We start from the raw sequence: 25,660 nt of genomic DNA on the forward strand, positions 1-25,660 counted from the left end.
CGCCTGTCACTCGACCACGTGCCGCCCCTCGGGCCGGGCGCTGCACGAGGCCTGGAACGCGCAGTGGGCGCAGTGCTGGCCGGTGCTCGGGGTGAAGCGTTCGTCGAGGACCTTGCCGGCGGCCGTGGCGAGCAGGTCGCCGACCCACTCCCCCTCCAGCGGCTGCTGGGCCTGCACCTTGGGCAGGATCTCCCCGCCGTCCCGTTTGGCGGCGCCTTGTCGCAGCTGGACCAGCTCGGCACCCCCCGTCACGGGGCGTGTTCCGTCGAACACCTCGTCGACGGCTCCCTCCTGGACGGCGAGCTGGTAGACGGCGAGCTGGGGGTGGCGGGCCACCTCGGCGGAGCTGGGGGCCTGTTTGCCGGTCTTGAAGTCGACGACGTAGGCGCGGCCCTCGCCGTCGGCCTCGACGCGGTCCATCTGGCCGCGGATGCGGACCTCGTAGTCGCCGGCCTCGAGGCTCACGTCGAAGTCGTGCTCGCTGGCCACCGGGGTGCGTCCGGCGCGGTCCATGACGTGCCACTGCAGGAAGCGTTCGAGTGCCACGCGCGCGTTCTGCTTCTCCTGCTGCGACTTCCACGGCGCGTCGAAGGCGAGCGCGTTCCACACGGAGTCGAGGCGTTCCATGAGGACGGCGAGGTCGGCCGGGGTGTGTCCGGAGGCCACCTCGTCGGCGAGGACGTGCACCACGTTGCCGAAGCCCTGGGCGGCGGTCGCGGGCGCGTCGGCCTTCACCTCCCGGCCGAGGAACCACTGCAGGGCGCAGGTGTTGGCGAGCTGGTCGAGGGCGCTGCCGGAAAGCACGACGGGCTGCTCGCGACTGCGCAGCGGCACCTTGCTCCGGGTGGGTTCGTACATGCCCCACCAGCGGTAGGGGTGTGCGGACGGCACCAGGGGGCGTCCGTCCTCGTCGGCGAGGGCGGCGAGCCGGGCGAGCCGGTGGGCGGCGGCCTCCCTGAGGGTGTCGGAGACGCGCGGGTCGACCGTGGTGGCGCGCAGTTCGGCGACGAGCGCGGCGACGGACAGCGGGCGGCGCGGGCGGCCGGTGACGTCCTTGGGTTCGACGCCGAGTTCGGTCAGGAAGCGGGAGGGCTGGTCGCCGTCGTCTGCGGGGGCCTTCACGGCCGTCACGACGAGGCGTTCGCGCGCGCGGGTGGCCGCCACGTAGAACAGTCGGCGTTCCTCGGCGAGGAGCGCGCCGGGGGTGAGCGGTTCGGCGAGGCCGTCGCGGCCGATGCGGTCGGCCTCCAGCAGGGAGCCGCGGCGGCGCAGGTCGGGCCACAGGCCCTCCTGGACGCCGGCCACGACGACCAGGCGCCACTCCAGGCCCTTGGCGCGGTGCGCGGTCATCAGGCGCACGGCGTCGGGGCGTACGGCGCGTCGGGTGAGGGTGTCGGCGGCGATGTCCTCGGCATCGATCTCCTCCAGGAAGTTCAGGGCGCCCCGGCCGCCGGTGCGTTCCTCGGCGCGGGCCGCGGTCGCGAACAGGGCGCACACCGCGTCGAGGTCCCGGTCGGCGTGGCGTCCGGCGGCGCCGCCCCGGCGAGCGGCGCGTTCCAGGCGTGTGGGCCAGGGGGTGCCGTCCCACAGGTCCCACAGCGCCTCCTCCGCGGTACCGCCGCCGGCCAGGCGTTCGCGTGCCGTGCGCAGCAGCGCACCGAGCCGCTGGGCGCCACGCGCGTACGTGGGGTCGTGCACGACCAGCCGCTCGGGTTCGGCCAGCGCCCGGGCGAGGAGTTCGTCCGAGGGCGGTGGCAGTGGGTTGCCCGCGGCCCGCTCCTCCTCGCGCAGGGCCCGGCCGAGGCGGCGCAGGTCCGCGGCGTCCATGCCGGCGAGGGGGGAGGTGAGCAGGGTGAGGGCGGTTTCGGTGTCGAGCCAGCGGGGCTCCGGCCGGTCCGGTTCCCGCGGCTGTCCCTGTCCCTCGCCCGGCTCCGGCTCCTCGCCCGGCTCCGGCTCCTCGCCCGGCTCCGGGTTCCGCTCCCGCCCTCGTCCCGGGCCGTCGGCCGCCTCCGCCGTCGCCACCGCCCGCAGGGCCGTCAGCAGCGGGGTCACCGCCGGTTCGTGGCGCAGGGGGAGGTCGTCTCCGTCGACGTCCACCGGGACGCCGGCCGAGGTGAGGGCGCGGCGGACGACGGGGAGGGTGCGGGAGCCGGCCCGCACCAGGACGGCCATGTCGCTCCAGGCGACGCCGTCCTCCAGATGGGCCCTGCGCAGGATGTCGGCGATGTTGTCCAGCTCCGTGCCGGGTGTCGGGTACGTGTAGACCTCGGCCCGGCCGCCGTCCCGGGCCGGCGTGAGTTCCCGGTGGGCGCGGACCTTCTCGGCGGGAAGGCGGGTCAGCGGCATGCGCTGGGTGACCAGGCGGGTGGCGGCCAACAGGGCCGCGCCGGAGCGGCGCGAGACCCGCAGCACCTCGACCGGGGCCGGGCGGCCGTCCGCACGGGGGAACGCGTCGGGGAAGTCCAGGATGCCGTTCACGTCCGCGCCCCGGAAGGCGTAGATCGACTGGTCCGGGTCGCCGAACGCGACCAGGGTGCGGCCGCCGCCGGCCAGCGCGTGCAGCAGTCGCACCTGGGCCGGGTCGGTGTCCTGGTACTCGTCGACGTACACGGCGTCGTACCGCGCGGCGAGCTGCCGGGCGATCTCGGGGCGGCGGGCGAGGAGCACCGCGCGGTGGACCAGTTCGGCGTAGTCGAGCACGCCCTGCAGGTCGAGGACGTCGAGGTACTCGGCGAGGAAGGCGGAGGCGGCACGCCAGTCGGGGCGTCCGATGCGGCCGGCGAAGGCGTTCAGGGCGTCGGGTCCGAGGCCCAGCTCACGGCTGCGGGCGAGCACCGCGCGGACCTCGTCGGCGAAGCCGCGGGTGGTCAGGCAGGCCCGCAGTTCGTCCGGCCAGCGCACGTGTGCCAGACCGAGGCGTTCGAGGTCCACCTGGCCGGCCAGCAGCTCACGGACGGTGACGTCCTGCTCGGGGCCCGAGAGCAGGCGCAGCGGTTCCACGAAGAGATCGCTGTCCTGGTGGGCGCGGATCAGGGCGTAGCAGAACGAGTGGAACGTGGTCGCCTGCGGGGCGCGTGCGGCTCCTGTCCGCAGGGCCATGCGGTCGCGCAGCTCGACGGCCGCCCTGCGGCTGAACGTCAACACGAGGATGCGTTCGGCATCACCGCCACGGGCGATGCGCGCGGCCACGGACTCGACGAGCGTGGTCGTTTTCCCGGTGCCTGGGCCTGCGAGGACGAGCATCGGTCCGGTCCCGTGGTCAACCACGGAGCGCTGTGCGGCGTCCAGGCGAGGGGGAGCCTTGCGAGCCGGCGGGGTACGGACCAGTCGATGAACGCCACGGGTCCCCCGCCGCACCTGGGGGTGCGACAGGCCGTTGGTGGAGGAAGAGGAGCTCACGTGGTTCGCCGGTCCTGGTGGGTGTGCTGGTTGCCGTTCCACCGCGTGTGGCGGGCGGTGGCCGCGGAGTCGGAGGGACACGTGCTGGTGACGCTAGACCGACGGAGAGTACGGAAGCAGGGCTTCCGTATTTTCCCTCCCGATGCTCGCGGCACACGTGTCACTCGCCCCACGAACGTACGTCATGGTGCGGTCGTGCCCCGTTTCCCCCATACGGATCACAGGTCGCACGGCGGTGCGTCCGATGCCGGAAGCTGGCTGGTGTGACCCTCCTCGTGGCCGCCGTCCCACCGTGCGCGCTTCATCTCGAGGCGCGGCAGGTGCCCCTCTGCGGCCCCGCTCGCCTCTCTGAGCGGAGTGCCCTCCGCGCGGTAGTGGCCGAGGGCTCTCAGCTCGTGGCCCGGCAGCAGCACACCGTCCGCGCGGACGACACGCCACCACGGGACGGCTCCGCCGTAGAGCGCCATCACACGTCCCACCTGACGCGGGCCGCCCTCCCCCAGCCACTCGGCCACGTCGCCGTACGTCATGACGCGGCCCGGCGGGATCCGCTCGGCCACCTCGAGGACCCGCTCGGCGTACTCGGGCAGGGCGTCCGCGTGCCGGGGACCGGTGTCGGACGGAAGGCTCTCCTGACTCATCCGGCCCATCCTGCACCACCCCACCGACAACGCGACCGATCACGTGACGGGTACGCGCGCGTGCGCACGCCTCGCCCGGGGACCGTGCTTCGGGCAGACTGTGCGGCCCCGTACGTGGACCCTGATGCCCCCTTGTGGCGGTACGGCATGCCACCATCGTGCGGGCGGTGACTGGTGATACGAGAGCAAGAAGAGGCGATGGAAAAGCAGGGTGCGCACCCCGGGGACACGGCGGGCGCCTCTGTCGCTTCGTCGCGCCCGGACACCGGGAACACCGGTTCGCAGGACGCCGGCACCGAAGCGGTCGGAAAGCAGACCGCTCCGGGCCCTCCTGACGGCACAGACGGGACAGACGACACAGACAGGACAGCCGGCACCGACGCCGCCGATCCGGCGCACAGCGACGAGGTCGAGGGCGACGAACCCCTGCTCCCCGCGCGTGTGCACCGCCCGTCCGATCTCATGCGGCTGCTCGTCGGCGTACTCGCCGTCGGGGCGCTGCTGGCGGTCGCCGCCTTCGCCCACGGCACCACCTCGGGGCTGGAACAGGACATCACCAAGGGCACCGGTCAGGCGCCCGACCTGCTCATCAAGATCGCCGGTCTGGCCTCCAGCATCGCGATCCTCCTCGTGCCGGTGGCCTTCGCCATCGAACGGCTGATCAAACGGGACGGACTGCGCATCGCCGACGGGGTGCTCGCCGCCGTCCTCGCGCACGGCGTGACGCTCGCCACCGATCTGTGGGTCGCGCGGGCCGCGCCCGAATCGATCCAGGACGCGCTGACCCAGCCCTCCCCCGGCGACATCCACGCCCTCACCGATCCGGTGCACGGCTACCTGGCACCGGTCATCGCCTACATGACGGCCGTCGGCATGTCCCGCAGACCCAGATGGCGCGCGGTGCTGTGGGTCGTGCTGCTCCTCGACGCCTTCTCGATGCTCGTCACCGGGTACACGACTCCGTTCTCCATCATCCTGACGGTGCTGATCGGCTGGACCGTCGCCTATGGCACCCTCTACGCGGTCGGTTCGCCCAATGTGCGCCCCACCGGACAGACCCTGATGGCGGGCCTGCGGACCGTCGGCTTCCGGCCCGTGAGCGCGTCCCGCCAGGAGGCACCGGACGCCGTCGAGGCCGGGGACCGGGGCCGCCGCTACTTCGTCACCCTGGAGGACGGTCCGCCGCTGGACGTGACGGTGGTCGACCGTGAGCAGCAGGCACAGGGCTTCTTCTACCGCACGTGGCGCAATCTGACCCTGCGCGGCTTCGCCACCCGCAGCAGCCTCCAGTCCCTGCGCCAGGCACTGGAGCAGGAGGCGCTGCTGGCGTACGCGGCCATCGCGGCCGGCGCCAACGCGCCCAAGCTGATCGCGACCTCCGAGCTCGGCCCCGACGCGGTGATGCTCGTCTACGAGCACAGCGGCGGGCGCACCCTGGACTCGCTGCCGGACGAGGAGATCACCGACGAGTTGCTGCGTGGCACCTGGCGTCAGGTGCAGGCGTTGCAGTCCCGCCGGATCGCACACCGCAGGCTGGTCGGTGACGCGATCCTGGTGGATCGTTCCGGCAGGGTGATCCTCACCGACCTGCGCGTCGGGGAGATCGCCGCCGGCGATCTGCTGCTGCGCATGGACGTCTCCCAACTGCTGGTGACCCTCGGGCTCAGGGTGGGCGCCGAACGGGCGGTGGCCTCCGCGCTGAGCGTGCTCGGCCCCGACGCCGTGGCGGACTGTCTGCCGATGCTCCAGCCCATCGCGCTGAGCCGCTCCACGCGCGGTACCCTGCGCCGGCTCGCCCGCGAACGGGCGCACCGCGACCGTGAGGCGGTCCTGGAGGCCTCCCGGCAGGCCAAGCTGCTGCGCACGGAACAGGCCGCGGCGGGCCCGGCCGAAGGGTCCTCGGCCGGGCCCGCCGCGGCCGGGAAGCCGGACAAGAAGACCGTGCGGGCGGAGCAGCGGGCCGAGAAGCGGGCCATCGACGAGGCGCTGGAGGAGGCGCGCGACGAGGACCTGCTCACGCAGATCCGGCACGAGGTGCTGCGGATCAGGCCGCAGGCACCGGTGGAGCCGGCCCGGCTGGAGCGGGTGCGTCCGCGCACGCTGATCAGCTTCATCGCCGGTGCCATCGGCGCGTACTTCCTGCTGACGCAGCTCACCCACATCGAGTTCGGGCCGCTGATCGCGGGCGCGGAGTGGGGCTGGGTGGCGGCCGCCGTCCTGTTCTCGGCGGGCAGCTACTTCGCCGCCGCCCTGGCGCTGCTGGGGTTCGTCCCGGAGCGGGTGCCGTTCGTCAGGACGGTGGCGGCGCAGGTCGCCGGGTCGTTCGTGAAGATCGTCGCCCCGGCTGCGGTGGGCGGTGTCGCCCTGAACACCCGGTTCCTCCAGCGTGCCGGGGTGCGGCCGGGGCTCGCCGTGGCGAGTGTCGGCGCGTCGCAGTTGTTCGGGCTGGGCTGCCACATCCTGATGCTGCTGTCGTTCGGCTATCTGACCGGTACCGAGAAGACGCCGTCGCTGTCTCCGTCCCGCACGGTCATCGCGGGTCTGCTGACGGTGGCGGTGCTGGTGCTCGTGGTGACGTCGGTGCCGTTCCTGCGGAAGTTCGTCGTCACGCGTGTGCGGTCGCTGTTCGCGGGTGTCGTGCCGCGGATGCTCGATGTGCTGCAGCGCCCGCAGAAGCTGATCACCGGCATCGGCGGCATGCTGCTGCTCACCGCCTGCTTCGTGATGTGTCTGGACGCCTCCATCCGGGCGTTCGGCGACGAGACGAACTCGATCAGCATCGCCAGTGTCGCCGTCGTCTTCCTCGCGGGCAACGCGCTGGGGTCGGCCGCGCCCACCCCGGGCGGTGTGGGCGCGGTGGAGGCGACCCTGACGGTCGGTCTGATCGCGGTGGGGCTGCCCAAGGAGGTCGCCGCGCCGGCGGTGCTGCTGTTCCGGCTGCTGACTCTGTGGCTGCCGGTGCTCCCGGGTTGGCTGGCCTTCAACCATCTCACCCGCAAGGAAGCGCTGTAGTTCACGCAGCTGCGCCGAGCGGGGACCGCCTGCTCCTGTTTCCCACGAAGCAGCAGGTCAGAGGGTTATCCACAGGTTTCCCCGCGAATTCGGGATCTGCCTACCATGGCCTGACCGCCATCCGCCGCACGGTGCGGACGGCCCACGAGGGGGGATGTGGCACATGACGCGTTTCGCACGGTGGACGGCTCTGGCGGTCTCCGCCGCGCTCCTGGCGGCGGGGTGCAGCGGCGGCTCGTCCGACGACGAGAGCGACGGGACGGCGCTCGGCTGGGGGCGCTGCAAGGCCTCCGACGGCACGCCCTCCCCCGGCGACGACTGGCAGTGCGGCACGCTCGAGGTGCCGCTCGACTGGGCGAAACCGGACGGCGAGACGATCGAACTGGCCCTGATCCGGGCGAAGGCCACGGGAGACGACCGCCTCGGGTCGTTGCTGTTCAACTTCGGCGGCCCGGGTGGTTCCGGCGTGTCGATGATGCCCTCCTACGCCCCGAACGTCTCGAAGCTGCGCGAGCGGTACGACCTGGTGAGCTGGGACCCGCGGGGTGTGGCCGCCAGCGAGGGCGTCCGCTGCCGGAAGGACAAGGAGATCCAGGCGGCCGAGTCGGTGGACACCACCCCGGACACCCCGGTCGAGGAACAGGCCTACTTCCGGGACGCCGCGGACTTCGGGCAGGGCTGCCAGAAGGCGGCCGGAAAGCTGATGGCACACGTGTCGACCGCCGACACCGCCCGCGACCTGGACCGCATCCGGCAGACGCTCGGCGACGACAGGCTGAACTACTTCGGGATCTCGTACGGCACCGAGCTCGGCGGGGTCTACGCCCACCTGTTCCCCGAGAAGGTGGGCCGGATGAGCCTCGACGCGGTCGTCGACCCGACCGCCGACACGATGGGGCACGCCAAGAACCAGGCGCGCGGTTTCCAGCGCGCGCTGGACAGCTATCTGAAGTCCACCGGGCGGGACCCCGAGCAGGGGACGCGCGAGATCGCGGAACTGCTGGACCGGATCGACGCCGAGCCGCTGCCCACGTCCTCGGCCGGCCGGAAGCTGACCCAGGCACTGGCGCTGACCGGCATCGTCCTCCCGCTCTACACCAAGGAGGGCTGGCCCGCGCTGACCAGCGCCCTGAGGGCCGCGGAGGAGGGGGACGGCTCGGAACTGCTCGCACTGGCCGACGGCTACAACGAGCGCGACGCGTCGGGCCACTACGGCACGACGACCCACTCGCAACGGGTCATATCGTGCTCGGACGCCAGGCAGCGGCCGACGGCGGCGCAGACGAAGAAGCTGCTGCCGGAGTTCGAGCGGATCTCGCCGGTGTTCGGGCCGTTCCTCGGCTGGGACACGGCGGGCTGGTGCCACGACTGGCCGGTGCCGGGCCAACACGACACCCCGGAGGTGAGCGCGCCGGGTGCGGCACCGATCCTGGTGATCGGAAACACCGGCGACCCGGCCACCCCGTACGAGGGTGCCCGGCGGATGGCGGACGAGCTGGGCAAGGACGTGGGGGTCGTGCTCACCTGGAAGGGCGAGGGCCACGGCGCGTACGGCAGTGGGAGCGACTGCGTCGACTCCACCGTGAACGCGTATCTGCTGGACGGCACGGTGCCGAAGGACGGCAAGGTCTGCTCATGACGACGGCGGGGGTCTCACGCACCCGTGGTGCGCGAGACCCCCGCCTCGGCCTCTCGTCCGGATCAGACCGGCATCGCGGTGGTGACCCGGGGTCAGTAGATCGGCTTCGACGGCTCGATCTGGTTGACCCAGCCGACCACGCCGCCGCCGAGGTGGACGGCGTCGGCGAAGCCCGCGGACTTCAGGACCGCGAGGACTTCCGCACTGCGGACGCCCGTCTTGCAGTTCAAGACGATCTTCTTGTCCTGCGGCAGGCTCTCCAGGGCGTTGCCCATGAGGAACTCGTTCTTCGGGATCAGCCGGGCGCCGGGGATGGAGACGATCTCGAACTCGTTCGGCTCGCGGACGTCGATGAGCTCGATGTTCTCGCCCTCGTCGATCCACTGCTTGAGCTGCTTGGGAGTGATCGTGGCGTCGGCGGCCGCCGCCTGGGCCTCCTCGGAGACGACGCCGCAGAAGGCCTCGTAGTCGATGAGCTCCGTGACGGTCGGGTTCTTGCCGCAGACCGCGCAGTCGGGGTCCTTGCGGACCTTGACCTGGCGGTACTGCATCTCCAGGGCGTCGTAGATCATCAGGCGGCCGACCAGCGGCTCACCGATGCCGGCGAGGAGCTTGATGCCCTCGTTGGCCTGGATGGAGCCGATGGACGCGCACAGCACGCCCAGGACGCCGCCCTCGGCGCAGGAGGGGACCATGCCGGGGGGCGGGGGCTCCGGGTAGAGGCAGCGGTAGCAGGGACCGTGCTCGGACCAGAACACGGAGGCCTGACCGTCGAAGCGGTAGATCGAGCCCCAGACATAGGGCTTGTTCAGCAGCACGCACGCGTCGTTGACCAGGTAGCGGGTCGCGAAGTTGTCCGTACCGTCGATGATCAGGTCGTACTCGCTGAAGATGCCCATCACGTTGTCGGACTCGAGCCGCTCTTCGTGCAGGACCACGTTCACGTACGGGTTGATGCCCTTGATCGTGTCTCGCGCGGACTCGGCCTTCGGCCGGCCGATGTCGGCCTGGCTGTGGATGACCTGCCGCTGCAGGTTCGACTCGTCGACCTCGTCGAACTCCACGATGCCGAGCGTGCCCACGCCCGCCGCGGCCATGTACATCAGCCCTGGCGAACCCAGGCCACCGGCGCCGACGAACAGCACCTTGGCGTTCTTCAGCCGCTTCTGCCCGTCCATCCCCACATCGGGGATGATCAGGTGGCGGGAGTACCTGCGAACCTCGTCTACGGTGAGCTCGGGGGCCGGCTCGACCAGGGGTGGCAACGACACGGGGACTCCGTTGGTCGGTCAATCACTACGGTTGTTCTCCCCCCAACACTGCCACGGCCTTTTTCATTCCGAGACACCCATCCCGATCCGCGAGACGAGATCGTCCCAGTAGCCGGGCAGCGGTTCCCAGGGATCGGTTCGGCCGTCGCGGGCTGTGCGGTCGGTGAAGTAGATGGTCGCGGCGCCCTGCCAGCGGGCGATGCGCAGCGCCTCCTCCAGGTGCGGTCCGGGCACTCCGTGGACGAAGTGGCAGAACCGCTCGGGCGGATGGTCGGCGGTCCATTCCGCCACCTGCGACCAGCGGTAGTCGCTCCACGGGCCGGAGAAGGTGACCAGTTGGTCCGCGATCTCGGCGTGGTCCGGGTGCGGGTGGGTGCCGTGCCCGAGGACGATGTGGGCATCGTCACGGATCGCGCGGAGTGCGCCGACCGTCCGCCGGACCTCGGGGAGCGCGGCACGGTCCGCGGGGCAGCGGTCCAGGAGGAATCCGTCGGCCTGGTACCAGTCGATGAACCGGTGGGCGTTCGAGAACAGCTCGCCGAAGCCTCTCAGGCCGTATGCCGAGTCGAGATGGCCCAGTATGCGGACACCGGCGTTGCGCAGCCGGCCGGCTGCCTCCAGGCAGTGCGGGTCGGGTTGCACGCCGGGACCGTTGGCCACGTTCAGGACGACCCAGTGCAGAGGGCTTCCGCCTCCCGGGCGGGTGAGCGCGTTCCACTCGGCCGGGGCGAGGAGGGGGTGCGCCAGACCGGGGACGCCGAAGCCGGTGCGGACGCCGGTACCGGCACCGGGTCTGACCCGGGGGATCAGATACGACATGCCGCCTCCATCCAGATGTCGGCGAGGGATTCCTCGAGGTTGATCCTGGGACGCCAGCCGAGCCGGTCGCGCGCGGTGCGCACGTCCGCCTGCTGCCAGCTGCCGCAGCCGTCCGGGTACGGGTACGCGACCGATGCCGCGTGGTGGTCGGACTCACTCCGCGGGTGGCCGAGGCCCGGCCTGAGATGCGGGGTGTGAGCGGTGTGGCCCGTGTGGGTGGCGTGGCCGCCGTGGACGGCCTGGGTGCCGGGCGGGCCGTCGAGTTCGTGGAGGACACCGCCGTATCCGGCCACACGGGCGAGGACCGCGGCGGCGTCCCGCAGGCGGACGGCGCGGCCCGAACCGATGTTGATGACACCCTGTGCGGCGGAGAGCGAGGCGGCGTGCACGGCACGGGCCACGTCCCGGACGTCGACGAAGTCGCGCTGGGCACCGAGACCGCCGAGCTTCAGTTCGCCGTCGCCGGACTGCATGGCGCGGCGCATCGCCTCGGCGAGGCGGCCGAGCGGGGAGCCGGCGGGGGTGCCGGGCCCGACGGGTGAGAAGACCCGCAGGACCACGGCGTCCAGCCCGGAGCCGAGGACCAGTTCGGTCGCGGCGAGCTTGCTGACGCCGTACGGGCCGCCGGGACGGGGGACGGCGTCCTCCGCCGTGGAGGAACCGGGCTGGCTGGGGCCGTACTCCGCGCTGCAGCCGATCTGCACGAGGCGGGCACCGCAGCCACTGCGGCGCAGGGCCTCGCAGACGGTGGCGACGGCGACGGTGTTGTGCCGGGTGAGCTCCCGGGCACCGCCACGGGTGGCACCGGCGCAGTTGACCACCACGCCGGGGTGGACGGCGTCGAGGAACCGGGTGAGCGCGCCGGGGCTGCCGGTGGCGAGGTCGAAGCGGACGTCGGCGTCGTCGCCGCGGCCGAGGGCGGTGAGCTGGACGGCCGGGTCGGCGAGCAGACGGTCGGCGACGAAACGGCCGATGTACCCGTTGGCTCCGATCAGCAGAACTCTCATCGGGCGGCTCCTGTGGCGGCCGGGACCGCTGGGCGGGTGATCATGTGGGATCTCCTTGGAGTGGTGCCTGCGGCCGGGCGTGCGCCGAGGCTCGGGGGAGTGTGCGCGTTGCGTGGATCAGGAGGGTCAGGGCCGCCGCACCACAGGTGAGAGTGGGGACGGCGGTGGGGCCCCAGGTGGCGACCAGGCTTTCCACGGGCGCGGCCAGCGCGCCGCAGCCGGGGAGGCGGGCCGCGAAGACCGTGGCCAGGGCGGCTGCCTGGGCCAGGGCGGTGGTGACGAGGATCACCTTCGGGGCGTGGGTGAAGCCGTGGAGGGCGAGGAGGCGGGCCAGGAAGAGGAGGGCGCCCAGAAAGAGCACTTCGAAGGGGACGAAGGGTTCGTCCAGGGCCGTGGCGCAGAGGGAGAGGAGAACGCCCAGAGCGCACAGGAACAGCGCGAGGACGCCGAACAGCAGGGGGCGGACGGAGGCGGTGAAGTCCTCGAGGCCTCGGCTGGTCGCGATTCTGCGGCGGGCCCGTGCGGTGAACAGGCCCGCGCCCCAGGCACCGGGGGCGCAGGCCAGGGTGAGGGCCAGGGCCGGAGCGACGGTGAGCGGCCAGTCTCCGTCGGCGGCGCCGGTGGGCGGTCCGTCGGGGCCGCCGGTGATCGCGGTGTGGAGCAGGCCGTCGCCCAGGACGGCGTAGCCGATGAGCCAGCAGGTCCACGTCGCCGTGCCGGGGGCGGGCGGGCGGGCGGCGCTGAGCGGGCCCCGGCGCAGGACCGCGCGCGCGGCCAGGACGACGGCGAGCACGCCCGCGACGACCGCGTAGAGGCGGGTCTGGCCGTGGGTGAGGCGCAGGGCGGTCACCGACGCGACGCCGAGGGCGCCGGGAAGCAGCGTGAGGGCGATCCAGCCGGCGCGTGCCTCGGGGGCGGCGGGGACGGCGGGGCTGGGGGTGCCGTGGTCACGGGGGATCCTGGCGTACAGCTCCTCCGCGAGGGAGAAGACGTCCCGGTGCCGGAAGCGTGCGGCGGTCCGGTCGGTGACGCCGTGCGCCTCCAGGCCCGCCGCGATCTCCAGGGGGTCCACGGCACGTTCGCACAGCTCGCGGTGGCGGTGCAGCAGCGCCTTCACGGGGTCGGCGGTGCCCGGGCGGGTGGTGGCGGGCCGGGCCGGGTCCCGGTCCAGTTCGTCGAGTCCGGTCATCGTGCCGCCTCCGTCGCGGGAACCAGTGGTGTGGCCGACACCGGAGTGGTCGGCCTCAGGACGTCCGTGGCCCGCTCGGGGACGCCGGTGGCCCAGGCGGGGGCGGTGCGCAGCGGCGGGCGGGAGGCGGGGCCGGACCAGTCGCCGGGGACGTGGACCTCGGCGGGGGCGGCGAAGGGCAGGGGGTCACCGGTGTCGTTCAGGAGGACGCGGTGGACCGGGCTGCGTGCCGCGATCTCCAGGTACAGGTCGTGGAACGCGGCGACGTTCTGCTCGACGGTGAACAGTTCGAGTGCGCGGGCGCGCGCGGCGGCGCCGAGGCGCGCCCTGCGCTCGGGGTCGCGCAGCAGCGAAACGCATGCCGCGGCGAGCGCCCGCGGGTCGCGGGGCGGTACGACGAGACCGGTTCCGCCGATGACCTCGACCACCGCGCCGACGTCCGTGGACACCGTCGCGCGGGCGGAGAGCATCGCCTCGACGAGACCGGCCGGGAACCCCTCGACGACACTCGACAGGACGATCACGGCGCCCGAGGCGTACGCCTCGGCCCGGCCGGCGGGTTCCGGGCCGCCGATCTCCTCGAAGGACACCGGAGCAGTGCCGGCGGAGTGCGGGCCGCCCTCGGTTCCGTCCGGGAAGAGTCGCGCGGCCAGCGCCCGGCAGTGCTCGAGGTAGGCGGCACCCTCCGGGCCGGCCGGGCCGCCGATGATCCGCAGGCGGGCCCCGGGCTCCTCCGCGCGGATGCCGGAGAACGCGTGCAGCAGTGAGACCAGGTCCTTGGCGGGCTCCACCCGGCCGGTCCACACGAGGGTGCCCGGGTCCGCGCGCTCCGGGGACTCCTCCGCCCCCGCGAAGGGCGCGGCGTCCATTCCGGGGTGGATGGTGCGGATCCTCGCCCGGTCGGCACCGCAGCGTTCCTGCCAGCGGCGGGCGTGGGTGTTGCCCGGGGTGACGAACGCGGCCCGCCGGTAGGTCTCGGCGGCGAGCCGGCCGTGGAAGGCCGCGAGCAGGGACCGGACCGCGGGTGGGGCGTCCGGGCGGGTCAGGTAGTGCGTGCGCAGCCGTACGCCGTACTCGGTCACCAGCAGGGGGACGTCGAAGAAGTGGCCGGCGAGCAGGCCAGGCAGGGCGGCCGTGCCGCCGGAGGCGGCGTGACACAGGTCGACCGCGCCGAGCCCGTCCTCCTCGTACCAGTCGAGCGAGAGGGAGCGCAGGGCGTGCTGCAGATGGGCGGCCACGGCCAGCAGGTCCGGCACTCGGGCCTCCCGCGCGGCGCGCAGCACGCGGGGCGCACGACAGGCGCGTTCCAGGGTTCGTACGGCGGTCTCGGAGCGGAGAGCGGCGGCGAGACCGCCCTCGTCACGGGCGAGTTCGGCAAGGCCGTACAGAGCGTGGGCGAAACGGTCCGCCTCCGCCGGGGCGCGGGTCGTCGCGGGGTCCGCCGCGCTGAGCACGGCGGCGAGTTCGCCGTAGTGCTCGGTGAATCGCCGGCGCGCGCGCCTGCCGTACACCACCCCGTCGTCCTCGGTCGTCCACAGCGGCGCGGTACGCACCCTGGTGACCTGCGGCGGCAGCGGTACCCAGCCGGCGTCCTCCTGGGCTTCGCTGCGGCTGAAGGCGTAGACGTCGAACTCGTGGTGCCCGAGTCCACGCACGAGACGGTCGCACCAGAGTCCGGTGTCACCGCCCACATACGGATAGTCACCCTCCGTAAGCAGTCCGATGCGCACGAGTGCACCCCCGATCTCCCGTATGGGGAGCCGCCGTTGGCCCGACGGCTCGCAGCGGGACGAACGTATGCGGACAAGGTGGGGGCGTGATGGACGGTTGTCCGTCGCACCACCAAAAGGGGTGAACGGTCGTAACTTTCTCGCACGGGGCGCGTTTGGTCGCGCTATGCGATCAGCCGTGCGATCGGACGACGGGCGCGCCCGGTGCGCCCTGCCGGGGCGTCAGCCCTTCGGATACGGCCAGGGGTTCGGTCGGCAGCTGATTCCGTCGTGGTCGAGGAACTTGGTCTGCTGCTGCATGACCGGGGCCAGATCGCCGTCCTTGTCGCAGGTGAGGTGGTTGTACCCCAGGCGGTGGCCGATCTCGTGGTTGATCAGCATCTGCCGGTAGGCGAGAAGCTCGTCGCCGTACGTCTCGGCACCCTGCGCCCACCGGAACGCGTTGATCATCACGCGCTCGGTGGCCGCCGAGTCGCAGGAGACGTTGTCCACCGTGGTGTCGAGCCCGGACCTGGCACACCAGTCGGCGGTCGTCTCGGGGCTGGCGAGCGTGATGACGAAGTCGGGGCGGCCCGAGTGGATGCGCTCGAAGGCACGGGCGCCGTTGCGCGACCAGCTGCGGTTGTCGTTGAGCGTCCGCTGCACCGCCTCGGCGAAGAGTTCGCCGTCGAGGCCGAGCCCCTGCTCCACATCGACGCGGTAGGTGAGCTTCTGCCCCTTGCCCTGCGCCTTGTCGATTCCGGGGACCGCGTCGAACTTCCCCGAGCCCACGAGGGAGTCGGCGATCGGGTACCTCTTCTCCATCTTCTGCGCGTACGTCAACGACCCGGCGCCCGGCGCCCCCTCCGAGGCCTCGTCCCGCCCGGCCCCGCGCGAGCCGGAGTCCCGGACGTCGCGCGCCGCCCGGTCGGTGACGGACTGCGCCTGTACGTCGTCGGCGGCGTCGTCGTGTTCGTCGGCGACCTGGCCCGCCACGACGACGGCCAGCACGGTGGTCACGGCGGCGGCCGCGATCCCGGTGAACGCGCGTCCCTTGGCGCCCTTGGTCTCCGCCGGCGCTCCGGCGGAGGGCGCGTCGTCGAGGTCGGCCGGGGCGCGGGCGGCCGACGCGGTGCCCCAGTCGGTGACGGCGGCGTAGAGGTCCGCCGCGTGCGTGGAGTCCGTGGCGAAGGTCCGGCGGGCCGGGTCGCGGGGCGTGAAGAGGTCGCCTTCCTCGTCGAAGGCGTCGAGGTAGTCCTGTCGCGGCCCGCGCGGATCTCGCGGACCTCTCGCTTCCCACGGCCCCCCGGTGGGCGCCTGGCGCTGTCGCGGCAAGGGCACGCCCCCGCCGGCCGGCCCGGCGTATCCCGGGTACCCGGGATACCCGACTCCCGGGTTCTGTCCCCTCAACTCGCCCCAGCCACCGCCGGGTTCCCGCTGCTCGGGGTGGCCGCCACCGCGGACGCGCGGAACGCCGTGAGCAGGGGTGCCGTCGGGCGGTCGCGGCACTCCACGCGCGGGCGTCCCGTCCGGAAGCCACCCTTCCGGCAGGCGTGGCACCCCATGGGCGGGTGGCCCGTATTCCGCGGGCGGACCAGGGTCCGGCGCTCCACGGCCTGGCGGAACCAGGCCGTCCGGCCGGGCTCCTCCCCGGCCGTCGCTGCCCCGGCCGCCCCGGGACCTCCGGTCGGCACGTGCCGCCGCCGGATCCGCGGTGCCGCCCTTGGGGGCGGGCCCACGACGGCTGTGGCGTCCCACCTGGTGCCTCAGCCCCTCAGGTTCTCGGCGGTGCCCCCGCCGTCGGCGGTCTCGTCCGCAACGGTGTCGGCGGCCGAGCCCGAAGCGCCCTTCGCGCCCGGCTCCAAAGTATCCCCCTCGACCGCTGAATCCGTTGCATCCGCGAGGAGTTCACGGAAAGCGGCGGCCACGACCTCGGGGTATTCCATCATCGCCACATGCCCCGCGTCGGGCAGGGTGACCAGTCTGGAGTCGCGGAACGCGCGGGCCGCGCGCCCGGCCATGCGGAAGCCGACGAGTTGGTCCCTGCCGCCGTACAGCAGCAGCGTCGGCGCGAGCACCCGCTCGGCCTGGCGCCACAGACCGTGCTGACCACCCAGGGTGTACGCGTTGACGAGTCCACGCGCGGAACGCGCCATGGCGTCCCAGAAGTACGGCAGCCGCAGTCGCCGCTCCATCTCCTGCACGGCGTTGCGGAACGCCTCCGGCGACACCTGCGCGGGATCCCCGTAGCAGAGCGCGACGACGCCGCGGACGCGCTGCTCCGCCGACCACCCTTGGGTGATCCGGGTGAAGAGCCGGGCCACCCCGGGCACCGCCAGCAGTCCCGTGGGCACCGCGGTGCGCTGCACCCGCAACTCGGGGAGGGCCGGTGACACCAGCGTCAGCGTGCGGACGAGGTCGGGTCGTACGGCGGCGACGCGGGTGGAGACCGCGCCGCCCAGCGAGTTGCCGAAGAGGTGGACGGGACCGCGCCCGGAGGAGTCGAGATATCGGATCACCGCGCGCGCGTGCGCCGAGATCGAGTAGTTGCCGTCGTCCGGGGGCGGCGAGTCGCCGAAGCCCGGAAGGTCGACCGCCTCGCTGTCGACGACGTCGTCCAGGTGCGGCATCAACGCCGACCAGTTCTGCGACGACCCTCCCAGCCCGTGGACGTGGAGCGCGGGCGGCAGGCCCTCACGCGCGGGTGGCCTCGACCGTATCGCCAGGGTGACGCCGGGCAGTTCGACCGATCTGAGGCGCTCGCCCTCCGCGACCCTGACGGCGGCCACCTTGGGCAGCACGGTCGCGGGCGGCATGGACGGCAGATCGGTCGAGGACATGCCGCAATGTTACGAGACGATCACGCGGGGACTGGTGTGTTCGCGGTCACAGGGGCGGTGCCGGACAGCGGCCGGCCGCCGCCGGCCCCGCTGTGCGCACCGCGTCCCAACCCGATCGCGGATCGCATAGCGCCCCGATCGGGTGTCTCCTAGGCTCATACCGAGGGCACCCGTATGTGGCCCCGCATCCTCCGGGGACGTTCATAGGAAGGGAGCCCAGCCATGGCCGTAGATCCCACCGACCCCGAGACGTTCGAGGAAGCCGAGGACGCTCGCGAGGCCCAGGAGTACGACGTCGAGGCACCCGAGGTCGACGCGGCCGAACAGCGCGCGGACCTCGAGCAGGACCGCGACGATCCACTGACCGGCGCCGACGCCGACCGCGCCAATGAGGCGGACCTGGCCGAGCAGGCCAGGGTCGTCTCTCTCCACGAGGACGATTACAGGTGAACCGGTGAACCGGTGAAGAGGACGACCACCGGTGAAGGTGACGGTGCCGGAACAAGGCGGCATCATCCGGGAGGGAGGCGCCATCCTGCCCCCATTGACCGCTTTTGAAACGGTCCGTGCCACTTTCGCCGCAGTCCGGTCCGTGAAATTCTGCGCTCTCAGCGCGCACACCACGGTTACCGAAAAGTACGATGGCGGCGCGGCTCACACCGCACGTGGACGAGAATGGGAGGCGGCGTGACAGCCATCGAGCAGACAGAGGCCGTGCGCCCGAGGGGCACACGCCTGCCGCGCCGTGCCCGACGGAACCAGTTGCTGGGCGCCGCCCAGGAAGTATTCGTCGCACAGGGCTACCACGCGGCGGCCATGGACGACATCGCCGAGCGCGCGGGCGTCAGCAAGCCGGTGCTCTACCAGCACTTCCCGGGCAAGCTCGATCTCTATCTGGCCCTGCTGGACCAGCACTGCGAGGCGCTGATCCAGTCGGTGCGCCACGCGCTCGCGTCGACGAGCGACAACAAGCAGCGCGTACGGGCGACCATGGACGCCTACTTCACGTACGTCGAGGACGACGGCGGGGCCTTCCGCCTGGTCTTCGAGTCGGACCTGACGAACGAGCCCGCGGTGCGCGAGCGCGTCGACCGGGTCACCAACGACTGCGCCGAGGCGATCTGCGACGTCATCGCCGAGGACACCGGCCTGTCGCGCGAGGAGTCGATGCTGCTCGCCTCCGGGCTGGGCGGTCTGGCCCAGGTGGTGGCGCGGTCCTGGCTGCACAGCGACCGCAGTGTGCCCCGCGACCAGGCGGTGCAGTTGCTGACCTCGCTGGCCTGGCGGGGCATCGCCGGATTCCCGCTGCACGGCAACGAGCAGCAGTTCTGACGGCTCCCAGGAGCGCCGCCGGGCGAGCGGGGAGCGTTTGTTCCCGTCGGCTGTTCGCTCCTGGCGTTGCGGGGGCTGGGCTTGCACATCCCCTCACCGGGCTAATGTGTGCTGGGTACGGCGCGGAAGGTCGCGCACTTCACTGACCGTCGGAGGGACAAAGCCGTGGAGGTCAAGATCGGCGTGCAGCACGCGCCCCGCGAGATCGTTCTGGAGAGCGGTCAGAGTGCCGAGGAGGTCGAGCGCGTGGTGGCCGAGGCACTGGCCGGAAAGACGCAGCTGCTGACTCTCGTGGACGAGCACGGCCGTAAGGTCCTGGTCCCGGCCGACCGTCTCGCGTATGTCGAGATCGGCGAGCCGGCCCCGCGCAAAGTGGGCTTCGGCGCGTTGTAGGCGACGACCGGCAGACGGCGGAAGGGCCCGGCGGTTTCGGAATCTCGATACCGCCGGGCCCTTCCGTGTCCCTCTCGGTCGCTCTCAGCCCTCCTCAGCCCCTCCCGCACCACTGGTCCGTTCAGCCCTCCCCCCTCGCCGTTCTCCCCGGCGTCACCAGCCGTCTCCCCCACCGCCTCCCGCCATCCCGCTCTTCACTGATGGAGCACAGGTCGCGCACAGAAGAGGGTTGGGTTTCGCAGGTCAGGGGTAAGTCGGGCTACGACCGATGTGATCAGGCCGGCCATGTGGGAGGGACCCCCGACATGCTCTTGGAAACGCTCAGTTCAGCGATCCTCGGCCTGGCCCTGGCCTGGGCGGCCACGCGCCGCCTCTCGCACCGCCTCCCCGCCCGCGCGCTGGTCCTGTCGACGGGTGTGGCCGGGGCCGTGTTCGGCGCGCTGATCACGCACGGCGCGCTGGACGCGGGCAGCCCGCTGACGGTCCTGTTCGGCGCCGCGATCGTCTCCGTGGCCTCGGTGTCGCTGCTGCTGCGCCCCGCGGGGAGACTCCGCGGCCGGTCGGCGACCGCCTGACCGGCCGCCGACGCCGGCGCGGGACCTGGCCGGGGCGGCTCTCTCAGGCCGCCAGCCCCAGGGCGGCCATCCGCTTGGTGTGGGCCTCGGTGATCCGGGAGAACATCCTGCCGACCTCCGCGAGGTCGAAGCCGTCCGCGACACCGCCGACGAGCATCGTCGACAGCGCGTCCCGGTCGGCCACCACCCGCTGCGACTGGGACAGGGCCTCGCCCATCAGCCGGCGCGCCCACAGCGCGAGCCGTCCGCCCAGGCGCGGGTCCGCGTCGATCGCCGAGCGCACCTTCTCCACGGCGAAGCCGCCGTGCCCGGTGTCGTCGAGCACGGTCAGCACCAGCGCCCGGGTGTCGGAGTCCAGCCGGACCGCGACCTCCCGGTAGAAGTCGCTGGCGATGGAGTCGCCGACGTAGGCCTTGACGAGTCCTTCGAGCCAGCCTGAGGGCGCCGTCTGCTTGTGGAAGCCCTCGTACGCGGCGACGAACGGCTCCATGGCGGCGGTCGGCTCCTCGCCGATCTCGGCCAGTCGGTCGCGCAGCCGCTCGAAGTGGTGGAACTCGGCCGACGCCATCTTGGCCAGTTCCGCCTTGTCCTCCAGCGTGGGAGCCAGCTTGGCGTCGTCCGCGAGCCGCTCGAACGCCGCGAGCTCTCCGTACGCGAGCGCGCCGAGCAGATCCACGACGGCGGCGCGGTACTGCGGGTCGGCGGAGGCGGCCGTCCAGTCCAGGGCGGCGACGCCGGTGGGTGCGGCTGGGGTGTCGGGGATGTCCTCGGCGGGGTCAGGCTTGTCAGAGCTCGTCATAAACCGCACAATAGCCCGCTGATCGGGGGCCGGAAGGCGCTGGTCAACAGGTGTGACGACGACTACGTGGCCAAATCGGCCATGGCGTGTGCGCGAATCCGGGGTATGGTGGTAATGCGCCTGCCGAATACTTTGACGTGTTCGAGGGGGCGTTTGTATGAGGATGCCCGGTCGGAGGCCCGATCGGCTCCGCCCCGACCGCTCTCCCTGACCGTACGGCACATTGCGTACGACGATCGGAGGGACCCTCAGCGGTACGAGCGCTAGAGCGTCGGCAGTGGTCCCGTGCCCTACGGCATCCCCGTAAGGCAGCCGACGTCCCCGGCACGGTCCATAGACGACCCCCCGCGCTCGCCTCGCACCGCGCACACAGAAGAGGCAGCACCCTGACTACGTTCCGAGAGCTCGGGATTCTCCCCGAGACCGCCGAGGCCCTGGAAGCCGTCGGCATCATCACCCCCTTTCCCATCCAGGAGCTGACGCTCCCCGTGGCCCTGTCGGGCACGGACGTCATCGGCCAGGCCAAGACCGGCACCGGAAAGACTCTCGGTTTCGGCCTTCCGCTCCTCGAGCGCGTGACGGTCCCGGCGGACGTGGAGGCGGGGCGCGCGAAGCCCGAGGACCTCACCGACACCCCGCAGGCGTTGGTCGTCGTCCCCACCCGCGAGCTGTGCACGCAGGTCACCAACGACCTGCTGACCGCCGGCAAGGTGCGCAATGTGCGCGTCACCGCGATCTACGGCGGCCGGGCCTACGAGCCGCAGGTCGAGGCCCTGAAGAAGGGCGTCGACGTGATCGTCGGCACCCCGGGCCGGCTGCTCGACCTGGCGGGGCAGAAGAAGCTGAACCTGAAGCACGTCAAGGCCCTCGTCCTCGACGAGGCCGACGAGATGCTCGACCTGGGCTTCCTGCCCGACGTCGAGAAGATCATCAACCTGCTTCCGGCGCGCCGCCAGACCATGCTGTTCTCGGCCACCATGCCGGGCGCGGTCATCGGGCTGGCCCGCCGCTACATGTCGCAGCCCACGCACATCCGCGCCACCACGCCGGACGACGAGGGCGCGACGGTCGCGAACACCACGCAGTTCGTCTACCGCGCGCACAACATGGACAAGCCGGAGATGGTCTCGCGGATACTGCAGGCCGACGGCCGGGGACTGGTCATGGTCTTCTGCCGCACCAAGCGCACCGCCGCCGACCTCGCCGACCAGCTGGGGCAGCGCGGCTTCGCCTCCGGCGCGGTCCACGGCGACCTCGGCCAGGGCGCCCGCGAGCAGGCGCTGCGTGCCTTCCGCAACGGCAAGGTGGACGTGCTCGTCTGCACCGACGTCGCCGCCCGCGGTATCGACGTCGAGGGTGTGACGCACGTCATCAACTACCAGTCGCCCGAGGACGAGAAGACGTATCTGCACCGCATCGGCCGTACGGGCCGCGCGGGTGCGAAGGGTACGGCGATCACACTGGTCGACTGGGACGACATCCCGCGCTGGCAGCTGATCGACAAGGCCCTGGACCTGGGCTTCAGCGATCCGCCGGAGACGTACTCCACCTCCCCGCACCTGTACACCGACCTCGGCATCCCCGAGGGGACGAAGGGGGTCCTGCCGCGCTCGGAGCGCACCCGCGCCGGGCTCGACGCGGAGGAGCTGGAGGACCTGGGTGAGCCGGGCGCTCGTGGCCCGCGCGGCGGGCGCGGGGGCCGGGGCGACCGGAACGGCCGGGGCGACTCCGAGCGTGAGCGTCCGGCCCGTACGCCGCGCCGTCGGCGCCGTACGCGCGGTGGTGCCCCGCTGGACGACCCGGCGCAGCCGACGGCCCCGGCCGTCGAGGGCACCGATGAGGCCGACACCGGTACGGCTCCCCGCACCCCGCGCCGTCGTCGCCGCACGCGCGGTGGGGCGGTCGCCGAGGTGACGACCGCCCCGGTGACCGCGGTCGAGTCCGCCGAACACGTCGAGCCCGCCGAGTCGGCCGTCGCGACGGCCGAGGGCAGCGCGGTCGGAGACGTTCCGGAGACCCCGGCGGCGCCGCGCCGCCGCCGGACCCGCAAGGCCACGGCTGCCACGGCCACCGCGGCCGAGGCGGTGGTGGACACCGTCGAGGGGACCACCGAATCCGCCCCGGAGGCGACCGGGACGAAGCCCCGACGCACCGGGACGCGGAAGACGGCCGCCGAGGCCACCGAGGCCGGTACGACCACGGCCGACATCCCGGCGCAGGCCGCACCGGAGGCGGAGGCGGCCGAGGCGAAGCCCCGGGTCCGCCGCACCCGCAAGACCGCCGCCAAGGCCGAGACGGGCGTGGACACGGCCGAGGCCGCCGAGGCCGCCGAGACCGCCGAGACCGCCGAGACCAGGCCTCGCCGCACCCGCAAGGCGGCCACCGCCGTGCAGGAGCCGGAGGCCGCGGTGGACGCCACGGCCGAGGCGAAGCCCCGGCGCACCCGGAAGACGGCAGCCGCCGCGACCGCGCTCGACGCCGCCGAAGCCGCTGAGGCCAAGCCGCGCCGCCGCACCCGCAAGACCGCCGCGGCCACCGAGGCCGGTACGACCACGGCCGACATCCCGGCGCAGGCCGCACCGGAGGCGGAGGCGGAGGCGGCCGAGGCGAAGCCCCGGGTCCGCCGCACCCGCAAGACCGCCGCGACGGCCCCCGCGGAGCCCACGGAGGCCTGACGCACCACCCCGACGGCCCGGTCCCACACCCGTGGGACCGGGCCGTCGGCGTCGGCCGACCCCTGCCGCCCGCTACCCTCACCCCGTGACCAGCCACCCCACCCCCGCTTCCGTTCCCCCACCGACCCCGGTCCCCGCCTCCGCCCCGCCCGTCGGCGCCCGGGCGTACCGGCTCCGTACGTCCCGTGGGGAGTTCGCCGTCGTCGACGTGCCACCGGCCGACGGGGTCGAGCCGAAGGGGGTCGTGCTGTCACTGCCCGGGTTCACGGGGAGCAAGGAGGACTTCACGCTGCTGCACGGGCCGCTCGCCGCACGCGGGTACCGCAGCGTCGCCGTGGACGGTCGGGGGCAGTACGAGTCGGACGGTCCCGCTGACGACGAATCCGCTTACGCCCAGGCCGAGTTGGCGCGGGACGTGCTCGCACAGGCGGAAGCGCTCGGCGCGGCTGCGCCGCTGCACCTCGTCGGGCACTCGCTCGGTGGCCAGATCGCCCGTGCGGCCGTGCTCGAGGACCACTCCCCGTTCCGTTCGCTCACCCTGATCTCATCGGGCCCCGCCCGGATCTCGGTCTCCCAGGAGCAGCGCGTGAAGCTGCTGTGGGACGCGCTCGCCCGGATGTCGATGGCGCAGTGCTGGGAGGCGATCCTGGCCATGGGCCCGCCGGAGGAGGTCGGCGGCCCGGCCCGTGGGATCGGTGGCCAGGATCATCTGCGTCGCCGCTGGCTGGCCACCAGGCCTGCACAACTACTGTCCACAGGAAGGCAGTTGTGCACGGAGCCGGACCGGGTCGCCGAACTCGCCGCCGTGCCGCTGCCGTTCCATGTGCTGTCGGGTGCGCACGACGACGCCTGGCCGGTACCGGACCTCGACGCCATGGCCGTACGGCTGAACGCGCACCGCACGGTCGTCGCCGGTGCCGAGCACTCCCCCAACGTCGACCGGCCCGCGCCCACGGCACACGCCCTCGCCGCCTTCTGGGACCGGCTCCACGACGACGGCGCCCCGCACCCCGGCTAGAACGGCCGGTACGGGCCGGGAGGCGCCGTCAGTACTGCGCCTGGAGGTGGGCCCAGAAGCCGTCGCGCAGGGCGCGTCTCAGGTCCGCCTGGCCGCGCAGGGAGTACTGCAGCAGGCCCTCGGCCTCCACCAGCAGGTCCTGGTCGACCGAGCCGGGCAGGTAGGGGTGGCCGGGCAGCAGTTCCACCAGCGTGTCCCGGCCCCGCTCGGCGAGCCACTTCGCGGCGATCTGCGCACCGACGAAGCGGACGTCCTCACGGGCGGGCCGTCCTGTCGCGGGCTCGTACGCGGGGGCCGTGCGCCGGGAGACGTACGGCTTGAAGAAGTCGAGTTCGAAGGTGCGCTGGCTGTCGACCTCCCAGAGCAGGGGCTCGGCCTGGTTGCGGCCCTCGGGGGCCTCGATGCCCCAGAGATGGACGCGGGCGCCGTACCCCTGGGCGGCCTCGACCGCCGGGACCAGATCCTCGTCGCCGCCCAGCAGGGCCGCGTCGCTGATGGCTCGGTGCCGGGCCAGTGACTCCAGATCGGAGCGGATCAGGGAGTCGACGCCCTTCTGCTGGTTGTTGGCGTTGAGGTTGCCGAGGCGGACCTTGACGTCGGGGAGTTCCGCGATGGTCTGCTGCTCGGCGGTGTGGATGCGGCGCCGGGCCCCGTCGTACCAGTAGACGCGCAGCAGCCTGCTGTCCGCGAAGATGGTGCGGGCCCGGTCGATGAGCGCGTCGATGAGCCCCTCGGCGTCGAGGTCGAAGGCCCTGCGGTCCTCCGTCCCGGCCACCAGCCGCCCCGCCGCCGCGTACAGGTAGCCGGCGTCAACGAAGATCGCGTGCGTCGAGGGCGTCTTCGCCACCTCGGCGAGCATGCGCTGGAGCAGCTCGTTCGTGCGGTCGATACGGGAGTTCAGGCCCGCGAGGTCGTCGTTCATCATCTCTATTGTCCTGGCGGTCACTGTGCGAACACAACCGGCCCCGGTCGGTCTCCTCCGAAACACTCACCCGTCGACATTTGATCGATCCTTAGCCGATCAAATGATTTCCTTAGCGTAGGGAATATTTGTCCGGGGTGACCCGTTTATTACTGATGGCACACGGGCCGGTCCGGCTCGTGGCCGTCCACCCCACGGTTCTCCTTCAGGAGGACGACCAGACGAAGGGAGAAGTGCTTGCACTTCGAAATCATGCGACTCGACGACATCGACGGCACCGCCGTGGACAGCACCGTTGTGGATGCCGCCTCCGTCAACCGTATCGTTCAGCAGGCCGCCGCCATCGGGCAGCGCCTGTGGATCCGCCCGGCCGACACACCAGCCTCATGACGCGGGACGCGCGATGACTCGAGACGCGCG

At 72.5% G+C, this 25,660-nt stretch carries 21 protein-coding genes; 10 read left to right on the plus strand and 11 right to left on the minus strand.

Features of this window, described 5'->3' with window-relative positions; translation table 11 throughout:
* Window positions 1–6 precede the first annotated feature (6 nt).
* Window positions 7–3,399, minus strand: coding sequence for an ATP-dependent helicase (locus tag AC6F7H_RS07445; protein ID WP_500756025.1), 3,393 nt, complete (start codon window positions 3,397–3,399; stop codon window positions 7–9).
* A gap of 218 nt (window positions 3,400–3,617) precedes the next feature.
* Complete coding sequence (locus tag AC6F7H_RS07450) at window positions 3,618–4,040, minus strand: MGMT family protein (protein ID WP_500756027.1); 423 nt, start codon at window positions 4,038–4,040, stop codon at window positions 3,618–3,620.
* A 198-nt stretch (window positions 4,041–4,238) separates the two neighbouring features.
* On the opposite strand from AC6F7H_RS07450, the gene AC6F7H_RS07455 reads away from it, so the two are divergent.
* The gene (locus AC6F7H_RS07455; RefSeq protein WP_500756028.1) at window positions 4,239–7,052 is read left to right on the plus strand and encodes a lysylphosphatidylglycerol synthase transmembrane domain-containing protein; all 2,814 of its coding nucleotides are present in this window, start codon (window positions 4,239–4,241) and stop codon (window positions 7,050–7,052) included.
* Window positions 7,053–7,215: 163 nt separating this feature from the next.
* Window positions 7,216–8,691, plus strand: coding sequence for an alpha/beta hydrolase (locus AC6F7H_RS07460; protein ID WP_500756029.1), 1,476 nt, complete (start codon window positions 7,216–7,218; stop codon window positions 8,689–8,691).
* A gap of 92 nt (window positions 8,692–8,783) precedes the next feature.
* On the opposite strand, the gene moeZ is transcribed toward AC6F7H_RS07460, so the two are convergent.
* The 7 genes from moeZ to AC6F7H_RS07495 all read right to left on the minus strand — a co-directional run bounded on the left by moeZ (window position 8,784) and on the right by AC6F7H_RS07495 (window position 17,526).
* Window positions 8,784–9,962: an adenylyltransferase/sulfurtransferase MoeZ gene (gene moeZ / locus AC6F7H_RS07465; protein WP_109376894.1), complete on the minus strand. Its 1,179-nt coding sequence runs from the start codon at window positions 9,960–9,962 to the stop codon at window positions 8,784–8,786.
* Window positions 9,963–10,025: 63 nt separating this feature from the next.
* Complete coding sequence (locus AC6F7H_RS07470; RefSeq protein ID WP_500756030.1) at window positions 10,026–10,781, minus strand: spherulation-specific family 4 protein; 756 nt, start codon at window positions 10,779–10,781, stop codon at window positions 10,026–10,028.
* On the minus strand, window positions 10,769–11,788 hold the full coding sequence (locus AC6F7H_RS07475) for an NAD-dependent epimerase/dehydratase (RefSeq protein ID WP_500756031.1): 1,020 nt from the start codon (window positions 11,786–11,788) through the stop codon (window positions 10,769–10,771). The genes AC6F7H_RS07470 and AC6F7H_RS07475 overlap by 13 nt, the downstream gene beginning before the upstream one ends.
* 40 nt (window positions 11,789–11,828) lie before the next feature.
* Window positions 11,829–12,977, minus strand: coding sequence for a hypothetical protein (locus AC6F7H_RS07480; RefSeq protein ID WP_500756032.1), 1,149 nt, complete (start codon window positions 12,975–12,977; stop codon window positions 11,829–11,831).
* Entirely contained in the window at window positions 12,974–14,707 is a 1,734-nt protein-coding gene (locus AC6F7H_RS07485) for a DUF3492 domain-containing protein (RefSeq protein WP_500756034.1), read from the minus strand. The genes AC6F7H_RS07480 and AC6F7H_RS07485 overlap by 4 nt, the downstream gene beginning before the upstream one ends.
* A gap of 222 nt (window positions 14,708–14,929) precedes the next feature.
* Window positions 14,930–16,444, minus strand: a complete 1,515-nt coding sequence (locus tag AC6F7H_RS07490) for a DUF3152 domain-containing protein (RefSeq protein ID WP_500756035.1) — start codon at window positions 16,442–16,444, stop codon at window positions 14,930–14,932.
* Window positions 16,445–16,452: 8 nt separating this feature from the next.
* Window positions 16,453–17,526 carry an alpha/beta fold hydrolase gene (locus AC6F7H_RS07495; RefSeq protein ID WP_500756036.1) on the minus strand — a complete coding sequence of 358 codons (1,074 nt, stop codon included), beginning with the start codon at window positions 17,524–17,526 and terminating at the stop codon, window positions 16,453–16,455.
* Window positions 17,527–17,748: 222 nt separating this feature from the next.
* Here AC6F7H_RS07495 and AC6F7H_RS07500 point away from each other — a divergent pair, with 222 nt between their 5' ends.
* From AC6F7H_RS07500 to AC6F7H_RS07520, 5 genes are all read left to right on the plus strand, one after another.
* Window positions 17,749–17,976, plus strand: coding sequence for an Rv3202a family protein (locus AC6F7H_RS07500; protein ID WP_500756037.1), 228 nt, complete (start codon window positions 17,749–17,751; stop codon window positions 17,974–17,976).
* A gap of 31 nt (window positions 17,977–18,007) precedes the next feature.
* Entirely contained in the window at window positions 18,008–18,217 is a 210-nt protein-coding gene (locus AC6F7H_RS07505; RefSeq protein WP_500756038.1) for a hypothetical protein, read from the plus strand.
* Entirely contained in the window at window positions 18,214–18,858 is a 645-nt protein-coding gene (locus AC6F7H_RS07510; RefSeq protein WP_109377021.1) for a TetR/AcrR family transcriptional regulator, read from the plus strand. The genes AC6F7H_RS07505 and AC6F7H_RS07510 overlap by 4 nt, the downstream gene beginning before the upstream one ends.
* 165 nt (window positions 18,859–19,023) lie before the next feature.
* A complete protein-coding gene (locus AC6F7H_RS07515; protein ID WP_500756039.1) occupies window positions 19,024–19,251 on the plus strand; it encodes a DUF3107 domain-containing protein in 228 nt (75 codons plus the stop codon).
* Window positions 19,252–19,556: 305 nt separating this feature from the next.
* Window positions 19,557–19,826, plus strand: coding sequence for a hypothetical protein (locus tag AC6F7H_RS07520; RefSeq protein WP_500756040.1), 270 nt, complete (start codon window positions 19,557–19,559; stop codon window positions 19,824–19,826).
* Between the two features lie 43 nt (window positions 19,827–19,869).
* Here AC6F7H_RS07520 and AC6F7H_RS07525 read toward each other — a convergent pair whose 3' ends face one another.
* Window positions 19,870–20,625 carry a ferritin-like fold-containing protein gene (locus tag AC6F7H_RS07525; RefSeq protein WP_500756041.1) on the minus strand — a complete coding sequence of 252 codons (756 nt, stop codon included), beginning with the start codon at window positions 20,623–20,625 and terminating at the stop codon, window positions 19,870–19,872.
* 488 nt (window positions 20,626–21,113) lie between these two features.
* Between AC6F7H_RS07525 and AC6F7H_RS07530 the strand changes: the two genes are divergently transcribed.
* Both AC6F7H_RS07530 and AC6F7H_RS07535 read left to right on the plus strand, forming a co-directional pair.
* On the plus strand, window positions 21,114–23,300 hold the full coding sequence (locus AC6F7H_RS07530) for a DEAD/DEAH box helicase (protein ID WP_500756042.1): 2,187 nt from the start codon (window positions 21,114–21,116) through the stop codon (window positions 23,298–23,300).
* A gap of 85 nt (window positions 23,301–23,385) precedes the next feature.
* Window positions 23,386–24,318, plus strand: a complete 933-nt coding sequence (locus tag AC6F7H_RS07535) for an alpha/beta fold hydrolase (RefSeq protein WP_500756043.1) — start codon at window positions 23,386–23,388, stop codon at window positions 24,316–24,318.
* A gap of 28 nt (window positions 24,319–24,346) precedes the next feature.
* On the opposite strand, the gene AC6F7H_RS07540 is transcribed toward AC6F7H_RS07535, so the two are convergent.
* A complete protein-coding gene (locus tag AC6F7H_RS07540) occupies window positions 24,347–25,240 on the minus strand; it encodes an NYN domain-containing protein (protein WP_500756044.1) in 894 nt (297 codons plus the stop codon).
* A 237-nt stretch (window positions 25,241–25,477) separates the two neighbouring features.
* Here AC6F7H_RS07540 and AC6F7H_RS07545 point away from each other — a divergent pair, with 237 nt between their 5' ends.
* Entirely contained in the window at window positions 25,478–25,630 is a 153-nt protein-coding gene (locus tag AC6F7H_RS07545; protein WP_202277958.1) for a DUF8834 family protein, read from the plus strand.
* Window positions 25,631–25,660: the final 30 nt, after the last annotated feature.

This window comes from Streptomyces sp. MMS24-W38 (assembly GCF_059889265.1).